The organism is Roseburia sp. 831b, from assembly GCF_001940165.2.
In the GTDB taxonomy this organism is placed as follows: Bacteria; Bacillota; Clostridia; order Lachnospirales; family Lachnospiraceae; genus Roseburia.
Window position 1 is genome coordinate 2,530,001 of sequence record NZ_CP135162.1, and the last position, 13,866, is coordinate 2,543,866.

General features: G+C 42.8%; 17 protein-coding genes and 1 tRNA gene (1 of these 18 running past the window's edge). 1 reads left to right on the top strand and 17 read right to left on the bottom strand.

Annotated elements, in window-relative coordinates; translation table 11 throughout:
* From BIV16_RS11575 to BIV16_RS11610, 8 genes are all read right to left on the bottom strand, one after another.
* Positions 1 to 38: the 5' end (the start) of a DUF5711 family protein gene (locus BIV16_RS11575; RefSeq protein WP_075680290.1), read on the bottom strand. Its footprint begins 1,156 nt before the window's first position; only the first 38 of its 1,194 coding nucleotides appear in the window; the start codon lies at positions 36 to 38; the stop codon falls past the left edge of the window.
* Between the two features lie 71 nt (positions 39 to 109).
* On the bottom strand, positions 110 to 1,414 hold the full coding sequence (locus BIV16_RS11580) for a LysM peptidoglycan-binding domain-containing protein (RefSeq protein WP_075680291.1): 1,305 nt from the start codon (positions 1,412 to 1,414) through the stop codon (positions 110 to 112).
* A gap of 232 nt (positions 1,415 to 1,646) precedes the next feature.
* Positions 1,647 to 2,591 (bottom strand): transketolase family protein, encoded by a 945-nt coding sequence (locus BIV16_RS11585; protein WP_075680292.1) that lies wholly within the window; start codon positions 2,589 to 2,591, stop codon positions 1,647 to 1,649.
* Positions 2,579 to 3,415: a transketolase gene (locus BIV16_RS11590; protein ID WP_075680520.1), complete on the bottom strand. Its 837-nt coding sequence runs from the start codon at positions 3,413 to 3,415 to the stop codon at positions 2,579 to 2,581. The genes BIV16_RS11585 and BIV16_RS11590 overlap by 13 nt, the downstream gene beginning before the upstream one ends.
* A 78-nt stretch (positions 3,416 to 3,493) precedes the next feature.
* Positions 3,494 to 4,090, bottom strand: a complete 597-nt coding sequence (gene recR, locus BIV16_RS11595) for a recombination mediator RecR (RefSeq protein ID WP_075680293.1) — start codon at positions 4,088 to 4,090, stop codon at positions 3,494 to 3,496.
* A 27-nt stretch (positions 4,091 to 4,117) separates the two neighbouring features.
* A complete protein-coding gene (locus tag BIV16_RS11600; protein ID WP_075680294.1) occupies positions 4,118 to 4,459 on the bottom strand; it encodes a YbaB/EbfC family nucleoid-associated protein in 342 nt (113 codons plus the stop codon).
* 13 nt (positions 4,460 to 4,472) lie between these two features.
* A complete protein-coding gene (gene dnaX, locus BIV16_RS11605; RefSeq protein WP_075680295.1) occupies positions 4,473 to 6,053 on the bottom strand; it encodes a DNA polymerase III subunit gamma/tau in 1,581 nt (526 codons plus the stop codon).
* Between the two features lie 39 nt (positions 6,054 to 6,092).
* Complete coding sequence (locus BIV16_RS11610) at positions 6,093 to 7,166, bottom strand: 6-phosphofructokinase (RefSeq protein ID WP_075680296.1); 1,074 nt, start codon at positions 7,164 to 7,166, stop codon at positions 6,093 to 6,095.
* Positions 7,167 to 7,311: 145 nt separating this feature from the next.
* Between BIV16_RS11610 and BIV16_RS11615 the strand changes: the two genes are divergently transcribed.
* A tRNA-Ser gene (locus BIV16_RS11615) sits at positions 7,312 to 7,399 on the top strand.
* A 65-nt stretch (positions 7,400 to 7,464) separates the two neighbouring features.
* Here the strand turns inward: BIV16_RS11615 and BIV16_RS11620 are convergent.
* The 9 genes from BIV16_RS11620 to BIV16_RS11660 form a co-directional block, all read right to left on the bottom strand.
* The gene (locus BIV16_RS11620) at positions 7,465 to 8,601 is read right to left on the bottom strand and encodes an ArsR/SmtB family transcription factor (RefSeq protein ID WP_075680297.1); all 1,137 of its coding nucleotides are present in this window, start codon (positions 8,599 to 8,601) and stop codon (positions 7,465 to 7,467) included.
* Positions 8,602 to 8,653: 52 nt separating this feature from the next.
* Positions 8,654 to 9,904 (bottom strand): MFS transporter, encoded by a 1,251-nt coding sequence (locus BIV16_RS11625; protein ID WP_075680298.1) that lies wholly within the window; start codon positions 9,902 to 9,904, stop codon positions 8,654 to 8,656.
* Positions 9,905 to 10,550: 646 nt separating this feature from the next.
* Complete coding sequence (locus BIV16_RS11630) at positions 10,551 to 10,778, bottom strand: hypothetical protein (protein ID WP_075680521.1); 228 nt, start codon at positions 10,776 to 10,778, stop codon at positions 10,551 to 10,553.
* Between the two features lie 87 nt (positions 10,779 to 10,865).
* Positions 10,866 to 11,135 carry a hypothetical protein gene (locus tag BIV16_RS11635; protein WP_075680299.1) on the bottom strand — a complete coding sequence of 90 codons (270 nt, stop codon included), beginning with the start codon at positions 11,133 to 11,135 and terminating at the stop codon, positions 10,866 to 10,868.
* A 48-nt stretch (positions 11,136 to 11,183) separates the two neighbouring features.
* Positions 11,184 to 11,666 carry an NUDIX hydrolase gene (locus BIV16_RS11640; protein ID WP_075680300.1) on the bottom strand — a complete coding sequence of 161 codons (483 nt, stop codon included), beginning with the start codon at positions 11,664 to 11,666 and terminating at the stop codon, positions 11,184 to 11,186.
* Positions 11,667 to 11,684: 18 nt separating this feature from the next.
* Entirely contained in the window at positions 11,685 to 12,152 is a 468-nt protein-coding gene (locus BIV16_RS11645) for a YaiI/YqxD family protein (RefSeq protein WP_075680301.1), read from the bottom strand.
* Positions 12,153 to 12,164: 12 nt separating this feature from the next.
* A complete protein-coding gene (locus tag BIV16_RS11650) occupies positions 12,165 to 12,395 on the bottom strand; it encodes a purine biosynthesis protein PurH (RefSeq protein ID WP_075680302.1) in 231 nt (76 codons plus the stop codon).
* Between the two features lie 77 nt (positions 12,396 to 12,472).
* Positions 12,473 to 12,967, bottom strand: coding sequence for a nitroreductase family protein (locus tag BIV16_RS11655; RefSeq protein WP_075680303.1), 495 nt, complete (start codon positions 12,965 to 12,967; stop codon positions 12,473 to 12,475).
* Between the two features lie 93 nt (positions 12,968 to 13,060).
* On the bottom strand, positions 13,061 to 13,792 hold the full coding sequence (locus BIV16_RS11660; protein WP_075680304.1) for an AlkZ-related protein: 732 nt from the start codon (positions 13,790 to 13,792) through the stop codon (positions 13,061 to 13,063).
* Between the last annotated feature and the right edge of the window lie 74 nt (positions 13,793 to 13,866).

Here is a 13,866-nt window from a genome sequence, read left to right on the forward strand (position 1 = left end):
TCCACTGTATGGAAACCGTTTTTCTTCGTATCTGCCATCTGGACTCCTTTGTATCATTGAACTCTGTCGGTATCAGTATAACATATCAGTCAAATGAATTCATCTCTTTTTAATGTGGAAGGGTTAAGCACTGTCCTTCATAAATCTGATCTGCATTTTCAATGCCGTTTACCTCACACAGCTTATCCATCATCGCATTGGTCTGATATAGCTTCATACAGATTCCGGCAAGGCTGTCCCCTTTTTGTACTACATAATACCCCTGATTTAAATACACCTTTGCCTCCGGCGAAATATTTGCAGCGGTTGTTGTCGCCGTCTGCTGGGATGCCGGCGCATTATCGGGCTGAGTCGTGGCGTCCGGCTGGGCGGTGTTATCCGACTGAACTGTGGCACCTTGCTGTGTTTCATTATCGGGCTGTGCTGCAGCATCCGTCGGCCGCGCAGATGCTGCCTGGGTTGTCGTGTCCGCTGCCGGTGCAGCATCCGGCTGGACAGTTTCGTCTGCCTGAACCGTAGTCTCTGTCGCAGGCTGGGCGTCCGATGTCTCTGTTTTCTTTTCGACATTTCCTTTTAAGGTTTCGATTGCAACCTTTTGCTCACTGTCTGTCTCCGCAAACACCGTCTGTGCTGTATTCATCTGTGAAATCGTTTCCTGCAGATTTTTCATCCGCACGTTGTTCCGATAAGCGGCAAAAATTAGCACCAGTGTTGCAATTGCCAATGCGTATGTCGGCGAAAAACGTTTTCTTTTTTCTTTCACAGGTGCTGCCTTTGAAAACCGCATCCTATTATTTTCTTCCTGTTTCGATACTTTTTCATGCTCTATCGTAACCTCTGCCGGCTTGTCCTTCTCTTTTGCTAATGCAAGCGCCTTTTTCTCATGATACAGATAGAAGCCTTCCCGCATAGAAAGTTCTCCGTGACGATTGCAAAAGAAATTCTCTTCTTTTTCCACAGAATCCATTAAAAACAACACCTGATGGCGTCCTCCAAAATGCGTCATATGTAACTGTGTCAGGCGATGCACCATTCCTGGCGTTCCTCCTTTTAAATCAAATGCCCAGCCGACAACAATCATTTCCTCAGAAAAGTGTTTCATTTTCTTAAAGACATATCCCCAGGTGGAATCACTCCAGACCGGAAGCCCCTCCTGCATCGGCATCGTCTCTAGTGATAGCGCATACTCAACAAAAATGCATTTTTGCTCCTGAAAATCTTCCAATTTTCCAAGCAACACAAAAACTTTCCGTTCCTCGAATGTTTCCTCGCTCCATGCCACCTTGCGGTGTAAATATTGATACACATTTTCCGCTACATAAATCCGGTCACCAATATCTGCATTTCCAATCTGGCGTATTTCCTTTGGTAGTCCTTTTTCTTTCTCCTTTTCTTCCTGAATAATCTCAATCATGCCACAGACCTGTCCTTTCTTTACGCAATTCCATTCCCGCTCTTTGTTGTTATATCTGGGAATCCTAAGGAAAAATTTAGCACAAATCGTTTTCTTTTTTTGGTGGATTATGGAGGATTTTTCAAAAAGTTTTCGACAGAAGACGCTCCTTTTGGGCAAGAAAAAAAGCTGCCGTATCAAATACGACAGCTTTTGAAAAAACATACTGTTATTTTGTAAAAGAAAGAATCGCCTAAGCTCTTACAAATGCTTTTACTTTCTCGTAAATGCTCTTTGCATCTAATCCGTATTTCTGAATTAATTCCGTAGCCGGGCCAGATTCTCCAAAGACATCATTGACACCAATCTTCATTACCTTGGTTGGAGCTTTCTCGCTTAAGACATCACATACAGCGCTTCCAAGTCCGCCGATGACGGAATGTTCTTCGACTGTGACAACTTTGCCAGTCTTTGTAGCAGATTTTACAACCAATTCTGCATCGATTGGTTTAATGGTATGAATGTTGATAACCTCAGCATTGATTCCGTCAGCCTCTAACAGTTTCGCAGCTTCTAAGGATTCACTTACTTCAAGACCTGTTGCAAAAATGGTAACGTCTGTTCCTTCTTTTAACACAACACCTTTTCCAATCTCGAATTTGTATGTTTCCGGGTCATTGATAACCGGAATTGCAAGACGTCCGAAACGAAGGTATACAGGACCTACATACTCATAAGCTGCTTTGACTGCTGCTCTTGCTTCTGTATCGTCTGCAGGGTTGATGACTACCATTCCCGGAATCGTACGCATCAATGCAAGATCTTCCAGACACTGGTGTGTTGCACCGTCTTCACCAACAGAGATTCCGGCATGTGTTGCACCAATTTTTACATTTAAATGTGGATAACCGATTGCATTACGAACCTGCTCGAATGCTCTTCCTGCTGCAAACATTGCAAAGGAACTGATAAATGGTACTTTTCCACAGGTAGCAAGACCTGCTGCGATACCAGCCATGTTACACTCTGCGATACCGATATCCCAATGACGTTCCGGGAACGCTTTTTTGAAAATACCAGTTTTGGTTGCGCCTGCTAAGTCTGCATCTAAAACGATTAAGTCTTCATGTTCTTTTCCGATTTCAACTAAAGCATTACCATAGCTTTCTCTTGTTGCGATTTTCTTTACTTCTGACATAATGCTTCACCTACTTTCTCTAAATCTGCCATTGCAACTGCATACTGTTCATCGTTTGGAGCTTTTCCATGCCAGTCTACGTTATTCTCCATGAAGGAAACTCCTTTTCCTTTTACCGTTTTCGCGATGATTGCGGTTGGCATTCCTTTTGTCTCACGTGCTTCTTTCATTGCTGCACGAATCTCATCAAAATTGTTACCATCAATATTGATTACATGGAAGTTGAATGCTTCAAACTTCTTATCGATTGGGTATGGAGAACATACTTCATCGATTGTTCCGTCAATCTGAAGGTTGTTGTTATCTACAATAACACAAAGGTTGTCTAATTTTTTGAAACCAGCCCACATTGCTGCTTCCCAAATCTGGCCTTCCTGAATCTCACCGTCTCCGCAAAGTGCATATACGCGGTAATCTTTTTTGTCAAATTTTCCTGCTGCTGCCATACCAACTGCTGCAGAAAGTCCCTGTCCTAAAGAACCACTTGACATATCTACACCTGGGATGTGCTTCATATCAGGGTGTCCCTGTAAGTAGGAACCGGTATGACGAAGTGTCAGTAAATCTTTCTTTGGGAAAAATCCTTTCTCTGCTAATGTAGCATAGAGACCTGGTGCAACGTGACCTTTTGATAATACAAAACGATCGCGGTCTGCCATCTTCGGGTTCTTTGGGTCTACGTTCATTTCCTCAAAATACAGATATGTAAAAATATCTGCTGCTGACAGTGATCCACCTGGATGTCCTGCCTTTGCACTGTGTACAGATGAGACAATACCTTTACGAATCTCATTTGCAGTGATTTGTAATTCTAAATTCGTCATCATGATTTCCTTTCCTTTGGTTCCTTTTAGGGAGCCTGTTCTTTATACCTTCTCCTGACATTTTAAACCAAACTACAATTATAGTTCTGTTCGGCCCTCCAATGCGCGGAGTAAAGTTACCTCATCAATATATTCCAAATCTCCTCCAACCGGAACCCCACTGGCAATTCTTGTCACCTTGATTCCTGTCGGTTTAATCAGTTTACTCATATACATTGCGGTTGTCTCACCTTCCAGGCTGGAGTTTGTCGCAATGATAACCTCATCCACATCCTGTTGGAGACGCTGCATTAATTCTTTTAATTTGATATCATTTGGTCCGATTCCAAGCATCGGCGAGATTGCTCCGTGGAGCACATGATAGACACCGTCAAATTTCCCTGTCTTCTCATACGCTGCAAGATCTCTTGTGTTCTCCACCACCATGATAACCTTGTGATTTCGGCTTGCATCCCTGCAAATCGGGCAGAGCTCTTCATCGGTCAGAGTGAAACATTCCTTGCAATATCTGACATTTTCTTTTGCATCTAATATCGCATGTGACAGACTTTCTACCTGTTCCTTTGGCATGTTCAAAATATGAAACGCCAGACGCTGTGCGGACTTTGCACCGATTCCAGGAAGGCTGGACAATTCTTCAATCAGTTTACTAATCTGTTTGCTATAATAATCCATCTTCTTTGCCCTCCCTATGTAGCTGTTTTAGAATGGCAAACCGCCTAATCCGCCTGTGATTTTGGACATGGAATTGGATGATTCTTCTTCGATTTTACGAAGTGCCTCATTGGTTGCTGCCATAATCAAATCTTCTAACATCTCAATATCGTCTGGATCTACCACTTCTTCGGATAATTTTACTTTTGTAATCTCTTTCTTACCGGAAATGGTAACTTCCACAGCCCCGCCACCAGCTGTTGCTGTCACTTCTTTTTCTTCTAACTCTTTCTGCGCTTCTTCCATCTGTCTTTGCATCTTCTGCGCCTGTTTCATAAGGTTATTCATATTTCCTGGCATACCGCCTGGGAATCCACCTCTTTTTGCCATTTTAAAATCCTCCTTAAATGTCTTCTATTTCTATGTCAAACTGTATCGCCTCGCGTAAATCCGGATAAACTTCCTTGCCCGGGCGACCGCTGTCATTGAGTTTTACAAGTACTTCTATCTGCTTACCAATCCGGTTGGCTGCAAGCTCCTTGAATTCATCCATACAGCCTGCACGGTTCTCTTCGATATATTCGTAAGCATTTGGATCATCAAATGCAAGCAGCAATGTACCGCCTGCTCCTAATGAAGGAATCGCTTTCTTCATATAGGTTCTTGAGATTCCTGCCATCTCAGACAGAATCGAATTCCAGTTTGTGACTACCTGCTGCACATCCTCCGGGACTGCCTTTGGAAACTCTGCTACCGGAGTGGGTGTTGCCGCATTCGCGACATTACCGGCTGCTTGCCCCAAAGCCCCTTCCGGTGCCGCCATCATAACACCTGATGCTAATTTCTTTTCCAGAGAATCGATTCGGTCGATGATGGACTCGTAATCTTTTTCCATCTCTGGTTTACATAACTTAATCACTGCAATCTCAATTAAGATACGCTTCTGTGAAGCATAACGAATCTGATTGCTTAACTCCGAAAAAATACGGATGTATCGTATCAGCACGGGCGGTTCTACCACCTGTGCTTCTTCTTTTAATAATGCAAGATTCTCACTCGATATGTCAAGTACATCTTCCATATCATCGGAACTTTGTACCAGCAAAAGATTTCTCAAATACCACGTGAAATCTGTGACAAACTGTCCCATCTCACGTCCTTCAATCACAAGCTCCTCGATGGTTGCAATCGCGCCTGTGACATTTTTCTCGAGAATCTGGCGAAGCAGGCGGCTGAACACTTCGGTATCCACTGCCCCCAGTGTCTCTAACACCTTGTCGTATGTCAGTTTCTGACCAAGGTAAAAGGCAATACACTGGTCAAGCAGACTTAACGCATCTCGCATGGAGCCGTCGCCTACTTTTGCAATATAACGGATTGCCCGCTCTTCTACGTCAACCTGTTCTTTCTCCATGAGCTCCTGCAATCTTGCTGCAATCGTGTCAATGGAGATTCTTCGAAAATCATATCTCTGGCAACGGGATAAAATCGTAATCGGAATCTTATGTGCTTCCGTGGTTGCCAGAATAAAAATAACATATGCCGGCGGTTCTTCCAATGTCTTTAAAAGTGCATTGAACGCCCCTATGGAAAGCATATGAACCTCATCTATGATATAAACCTTGTATTTTCCTTCCGTTGGCCGGTATGCAACTTCCTCGCGGATTTCACGGATATTATCGACACCGTTGTTGGAAGCGGCATCAATCTCGATGACATTCATCGAGGTTCCTGCTGCAATCGCCTTACAGGTCGGACATTCCCCACAGGGACTTCCGTCCACCGGGTGTTCACAGTTGACCGCTTTCGCAAAAATCTTTGCGATGGTTGTCTTACCGGTTCCTCTTGTTCCACAAAAAAGATAAGCATGTCCGATTCTGTCTGCTTTTATCTGATTTTTAAGAGTTGTTACGATATGATCCTGACCTTTTACATCTTCAAATTCCTGCGGTCGGAATTTTCGATACAACGCTGTGTATGACATGCTTTTTCACCTAACCTTTATCTTTCTTAAACAATATCTTTAATCACCAAAACTGATTCCGGTGCGTTTTGCTTCTTTAATCATCTGGCTGTCCGGATCCACCATTTTTAATTTTCCGGCTACATCGCCGAGTGGAATTCTTTTGGTCTTTCCATTGACCATACCAATCATATAACCATAATCTTCGTCAAGAATTGCTTTTGCGGCTGCCGAACCAAGTCTTGTACAAAGAACTCTGTCGTAAGGACATGGACTTCCTCCACGCTGTGTATGCCCCGGAACGGTCACACGCACCTCAACGCCGGCTTTTTGCAAAATCTGGTCTGCAATCTCGTAGGAGACGGATGGATATTTGGCATTCGCCTTTTTCTCCTTGTATGCCTTCTTGGAAAGGTCTGCGTCCGCCTTGGAAATTGCGCCTTCCGCAACTGCAAGAATCGTGAAACCTTTTCCCTGGCGTGTTCTCTTATCGATTGCTTCGATTACCTTATCGATATCATACGGAATCTCTGGAAGCAGGATAATATCTGCGCCACCTGCGATTCCTGCATATAACGTCAGCCATCCGACTTTGTGTCCCATTACTTCCACAATAAACACACGGTTATGGGAAGCCGCTGTTGTATGAATACAATCTATGGCGTCGGTTGCAATGTTAATGGCACTTTGGAAACCAAACGTCACATCCGTTCCATAAATATCATTGTCAATTGTCTTTGGAAGATGGATGATATTGAGGCCTTCCTCCCGAAGCAGGTTCGCTGTCTTTTGCGTTCCGTTTCCACCAAGAATCACAAGACAGTCCAGGGATAATTTATAATAAGTCTGCTTCATTGCTGCGACCTTATCCAACCCATTCGCATCCGGTGTGCGCATAAGCTTAAACGGTTGTCTGGAAGAGCCTAAAATCGTACCGCCTTTTGTCAGAATCCCGGAAAAATCCTTCGCCGTCAGCAAACGGTAATCACCGTAAATCAACCCTTTGTAACCGTTTAAAAATCCATAAACTTCTAACTCGTCTACATTCTCACTTAACGCTTTTACCACACCTCGCATCGCTGCATTCAGTGCCTGGCAGTCGCCACCGCTTGTTAACATTCCGATTCTTTTCATTGACAGCACCTTCCCTTCCACATATTCGTGTACATTATAATATATTTTATCACTTTGAACAACCCAAAACTTCACTACTTTCGCTTTTGAATGCTTGCAATTTATCCAAAATATGATATACTAGATAGGTGTTTTTTATACATTTGGAGACGTATCGAAGTGGTCATAACGGGGCTGACTCGAAATCAGTTAGCCGGGCAACCGGCACGCGGGTTCGAATCCCGCCGTCTCCGCTAAAAAAGCTATCACAGATTGTGATAGCTTTTTTATTTGTATTATGTAAACCTATCGTCTTTTTTTAGGTCAGCTTTCCTTCTAAATATCGAATCAGCTTTCTTAGCATTTCTTCATTTGTACTGTAATAGATTCGGTTTCCTTTTTTCTCTAAATTCAGAAGATGTGCTTCGTACAATTCGTTCGTGTGGTGGGAAATCGTTGCCGTCGTCAGTCCTAAATGCTGTGCCAGCACGCTTCCGTACGCCGATGCCTCCTTGGTAAGCGATAAAATTTCAAATTTATTTTTTTCACTGATGAGTCGTAATGTCTTAAGTGCCTGCTCATCCGAGAGGGTTGTCTCCGATTCGTAACAATCTCTAATTGTGTATCCTTCCCCAAATAAGATGCCTGCCGTTCCTACACATGGTCCATTTACTTTTCCGGTTTCCGGGTCCATATCGAATGTGACACCCATTCGTGTCGGCACAAAGATACATGGCCACAGCGTCCATTCCTCTATGGGTCTTTCTATATCCTCTTTAAAATGAAAAATCTCTTCCATATAATCCGGGAAGCTTTTGCCACCCAGTTCTTCCGTCCAATATTCACCAAAAATAGAAATCCATTCCTGTATCTGCTTTTGGTATTTTGTAATCTGGTTTAGCGCACGCTCCAATAACTGGTTTACTTTTTCAAAATGCGTTTCGCGATTTAAAATGATATCCTGCAGTGCCAGTTTTTTCTCATCTGGAATATCCATCTTCAAAATAAAAGAGATAACCTCCGCTAAACTTTCACCAAATTTTACGTCAACAACGTCCTGAACGGAATTATTGTAAACGCAAAGGCGATGATACACGTTTTTGTAATACTCGCTCTCTTCCATCTTTAAGATAGAATCTGACCATTCCTTCGGTGTTGCATACCAGAGTGGGAGATTGCTTTCCCAGAGATAAAGGATATGGGTCAGACGCTCTCCTCCCCAGTCTTCTGCTCCGAAATAAAACAAAACATCTTCCCACTTGTCTTTTAACACTGCTTTCGTGTCGGCGTCAATCTCTTTTAAAATAGAAAAAACCGATTCAAACCGTTTGTTGCGTTTTGCATTTTTCGCAATTTCTTCTTTATAGTCTTCTAACGTCTTTTGGGATGCAGCCATACTCAAAAGATTCATCGCCTCTGTGAGTGGTCTTATCTCTTTTTGAATTCCGTTTGCCATCGCGTACCTCTGTTTCTAAATTGTTATTAGATGTACGTCTAGTATAACACAACTACACCTCGTTGAGGGATTTATTTGCGAGCATCAGAATAGTTGCTGCTACTGCCAGTCCACCTGCAATCAAAAAGATAGTTGCAGTTCCCATCACTTTGGTGACTGCGGTAAGGAGAAACGATACGATTGGATTGACCGCAACCGTCAACGCTGCAAAAATAGCACCTACTCTTGCAAGATAACCTTCCTCTACCACTTTTAACATTTCAACGGAGGTAAATGCACTCGCAAGTGCCGCAGAGATTCCCAGCAAAAATGTTAAGGCTGCAAAAATCACATACATCGCCAGTTCAGAGGCGTATAGTGGACGACATGCCACCGTTCCAATATAAAAAGCTGCGATTGCCAGTCCACAGAATACGCACAGTGCTTTTCCAGACACCTTAGAACGAATCATTGGATATAGCACAGAACCTGCCAGCATGGAAAGGGAAATGCTTACCCCCATAACAGACAATGCTGCTGCACCGCCACCTAGTACTTCTTTGATAAATGGTGCCTGTAAACTGTTTAACGGAACCAGAATTCCATTTAAAAACAGGGCAATCATGCAAAGGAGTAAAATTGCTTTTTTCCGAAAAGAATAGGATAACCCTTCTTTTAAGGTCTCAACATATTCTTTTGCATCGAATTTCTGGTGTGCCTTCTTTTCTTCCCTGGTATTCATGGTTGCAATAATGCCGGCGGAAATCACAAACGTTGCCATATCCAGATAGATGGCGCCGCTTGTTCCAATCACGGCGATGATTCCTGCTGCAAGTCCGGTTCCAATCAGTTCCACAACGGTGCTTAATGCACCGGATAGTGACATTCCATAGTCGTAGTATTCTTTTTCCAGAATCATTGGGGTGATTGCCGTAGATGCCGGGGTACGGAACGCTTCTACTGTTGAGATCATCAATGTTGTAAGTACAAGGTGCCATGCCTGTAATATCCCAAACAAATATCCGGTCGCCACATAAGCTACGCAAAGTGCGCGAATCAGGTCTGTTATTACCATGATCGCCTTTTTATTTCTCCCTTCCACGAATGCTCCCGCAAACGGCGTAATCAAAACGGTCGGCAGGGTATTCATTCCGTAGATAAGTGCTGACCACATCGCATTTCCTGTCAGTTCGTACACAATCCAGGTCGATGCAATTGCATCGATTGCATCCCCAAAGCGGTTCACCACCAAAGCACTGGTGGACTTCATGTATTCTTTTTGTTTCAGGACACCGCGGTATCCTATCTTTTTAGCTTCTTCCATCACTGTTTTCTCCTGTCTCTTTTGTATAGATTTGTTTGTTACACTGTGTTTCTTGATATTGCATTACCTGTATTTCTTGATATTGCATTACCTGTGTTTTTCTTGATATTGCATTACCTATGTTTTTCTTGATAGTACATTTCCTGTGTTTCTTAATATCAAATAGGTTTCTAGTGGTTTGTTAGATATACTTCTTATATCTGTTATTATATTAAATTTAATTCTAATGTCAAGTGAAAGTCATTAGATATATTTCTAATGTTCGAGACAGAGAAGAAGTTAGAACTTTGTTTTTCATGGGGGATGGTACAAAAAACTAGAGGTGGAAACATTCTATTTTATAAATAGAACGTTTCTGTTGAAAAATTATCCAAAAACCACTCGAATCATCCATATTATGTAAACCATTTTATTTGTTTTGGATAAATGCGACGAACATTTAAAAATTTGCCCAAAATTTTGTAAAAAAAACGGGTTTTCTGGATAATTTTTTTCAAGTCATACATTATTATCCAAAAACCCTTTTTTATGTAAACTAGCGGCTATAAAATCAATCAAAATCGGACAATTTTAAAAAATATATACTTATATGTCCAATAGCACGCTTTGTTTAAATTTTTTCAAATACTTTTCGTTTGTGGCATTTCTATTTTTTCTGTGGCTGGAAGCGCGACATCTTTTTCAAATACTGATTCTTGAGTTCATTCTCTTCCTCAAGGCGTTTGATTTCACTTTTTAAATACTGCATGTATTCGCGTGTTAATTTGACCCCACCGCGGACTGCAACATCCTCGTGCTGTTCCATCTCATCAAGCCACTGGTTCAATGACTTATCTCTAATGTCATTGTATGTATTATCTTTTGGAAAAAACATGATGTGTTCCTCCTTATCTTTTTCTATTTCTTTCCGTGCAAGCGCACTATTTTCTCGTAAACACTGCTTTCTCACCACCTGCACAGCTTAAATCCAGCTGTAATCTCCTCCGGTGAGTGCAAGAGACAAGAGAGCATCCATTCGTTCTACTTCCTCGACTCCTTTTACGACCTGAAGAAGCTTCGCATCCTCTTTTGCAACCGGCATCTGCTCATCCGGTCCAATCTCCATATCCGGTTCCTCACCACAATATGGGCATACAATCTGTGGTCCGATTTTTAAGGATAAAAAGCGGCTTCCACAATCCTTACATTCATAATATCCGCACATTTCTGTGCCATCTGGTACATAATACATGTTTGTTCTCCTTTTTTATGTAAACCTATCTGTTTTTTCAAAAATATCTTATCCGTTCGTTTGCGACGCACCGTAAAAGTGTACTTGCTGTTCGACCAATTTTTCTCCTTGGTAAACGAGCTTCAACGTGAAAAATCGAGATTCCTCTTCTAAGATCAATTTTAAAAAGACCGCGTCCCCTTCCCAGGTCGGAAGTTCCTGCACATTTTCTTTTGGAATCCAGGCAAGTTCCCCTTCGTCGCACTCGTGCAGTTCGCCTTCGAATTCGTTTGCGGTAAAAAGACACATTTCTTCCCGTTCTGTTTCATCGCTGATAAAAGTCACCAGTCCCCGGAACTGATAGTTCGTCAGATGAAGTCCCGTTTCCTCTGTAACTTCACGGAGCAGACATTCTTCCGGGCTTTCTCCCTGCTCCATGTGACCGCCTACACCAATCCATTTTCCGGCATTTGGGTCTTCTTTTTCTTTATTGCGATGGAGCATCAGGAACTTTCCATCCTGCTCAATATAACATAGTGTTGTCATTTTCATTCTGACCATCCTGCCTTTCTATCCACAGACTGACGATTCCTGCTTCGCTTTTTCCACGAGACGACGGAAAGAATCCGCAAAACGTTTATCATCTTCCTCAGTACGCTTGGATGGCCCTTTTAAATGCGTCTTTTGGCGTTTGCTCATCCTTGCTTTCTTTGCCATGTGACGCTCCATCAACATCTGGTCGATGTTCTCATTGGTGTACCATTTTCCACTCTGATGAATGGCGTAGGCACCTTTTCCAAGCGCCATCGCAGCGACTCCATAATCCTGGGAGACCACAATATCGCCTTTGTGGCACAGATTAATCAGGGCATAATCCACCGCATCCGCACCTGCTCCAATGATTTTTACTTCGGCGTATTCCGAACGTAAAATATGATTTGTATCGCAGAGCAGGGTGCAGGGGATTTCATTTTCTTTTGCAATTTTTTCTACAATGCCTACCACCGGGCAGGCATCTGCATCTACATAAATGTGCATGCACCTCTCCTTTTATCTGCGATAGCCGCAGCCTTCACGCCCTGGCATGTCCTCACTTTTTACAAAGCGTGCCTGAAATTCCATGTTGATGTCACGCAATTCCTTTTTCCCATCGATATAATCCTGGTACATTTCTGCAAGACCAGACATACAGCCATCGCAGCTTGCCTCAATATTTCCAAGTGACTCCGCTACAATGCACTCTCTTTCTTCTTTTGTTGTTTCGCTGATCAAATATGACATTTTTACTCCATTCCGTGCCACTTTTTGTGCATCGTGACTTTCATACAAATCTTGTTTGTGAAAAATTTATCACACTATTATCTTACATAATGAACGCGATTTTCCTCGTATCTGTCCTGCTGCGATCTTTCCTCTGCCGGATAGCCACATGGAACAAGTGCAAACGGTGATAATTCTGACGGAATATTTAAGACTTTTCTTACCGCATCCATACGCTCTTCTGACGGTGAAATGCCCATCCACACAGCGCCAAGACCTTGTGCATCTGCCTCTAACAGCAGGTTTTCGACTGCTGCACTCAAATCAATATTGAAATATTCCGGCGCAATTCCTTCGTGGCGAAAACATGGCACAAACACAACCGGCGCTCCTGCTGCACATCCCGCATACGGCGATGCGGCCGCTAACTGCTGAATCACTTCTTTGTTGGTCACCACATAAAACTCCCATGGCTGCTGGTTACAGGCAGATGGTGCCGCCATCGCTGCGCGGAGAAGCTGTTCGATTTTTTCCTGCTCTACCTCTTTTGTCTGGTATTTTCGAATACTGACTCTATGAAAAATGCTGTTCATTGGTTTCCTCCTTTGCGATTGGATTTGTGGTTATTATAACATATTTGGGGGGAATTGATAGGGTCTTGAAAAAGACTCTTTTCTCCATAATCCTTATTTCAAAACCTTCTTCACCTGTTTCTCCGTCGCAACCGGATAAACCTCCCGCATGTGCTCCACAATTTTCTGCCAGGATTCTTCTGGACTTTCGTTATAACAGGACGTCACATAATCGTAACCGTGTATATGCTCCGGTGCTGCATAAACGGCTACATCCCAGCCATATTCTACACCCTTTTTGTTTTTGCGTTTTCGAAAATCACAGTTGCATAGATAAAGCTGCATCATCAGATTTGTGATGGCTCCGTCAAATCCTTTCTCGCCGTCTTTTCCAAAACCGGCAGCTTTCTTTAATTCATTGGAAAGCATCTCTGTATGGGCGTTATCCTCGATGAAATGGTCCATAATCTTTTTTTGTTTGTTCGGCGCTTTTCCATCTTCGTAGAGCGAATCAAAATCATAGCCATCTCTTCTATAATTTGCAAAAACAGGCAGCCATTTTTTCGAAATGAAACCAGCTTTTTTGTCGAAAAATTTGCCGTAAACGATACCGCCGCGTCTTGTGATGATGGCGCGCCACATCCACGGATCTTTTGCCGGGTCATTGCACCACCAATATTCCGGCACTGTCCGTTCCTCCAGTGAAAATCCTGGAATCTGGTTTTTAAAAAGTGGTAAAAAACCTACCTGATTGATATATTCAATTGCTTCGTCCACGCTGTGAATGCATTCCGGGTCGTCCCAATCCACGCCATACATCACCCACGTTCCAGCTTCATTTCCCATATATTGTCTCCTTTAAAAATTTTACCTTTTGTTTCCCAGGAAACATTGCCCCGATTTGCAATATACAAACCTTC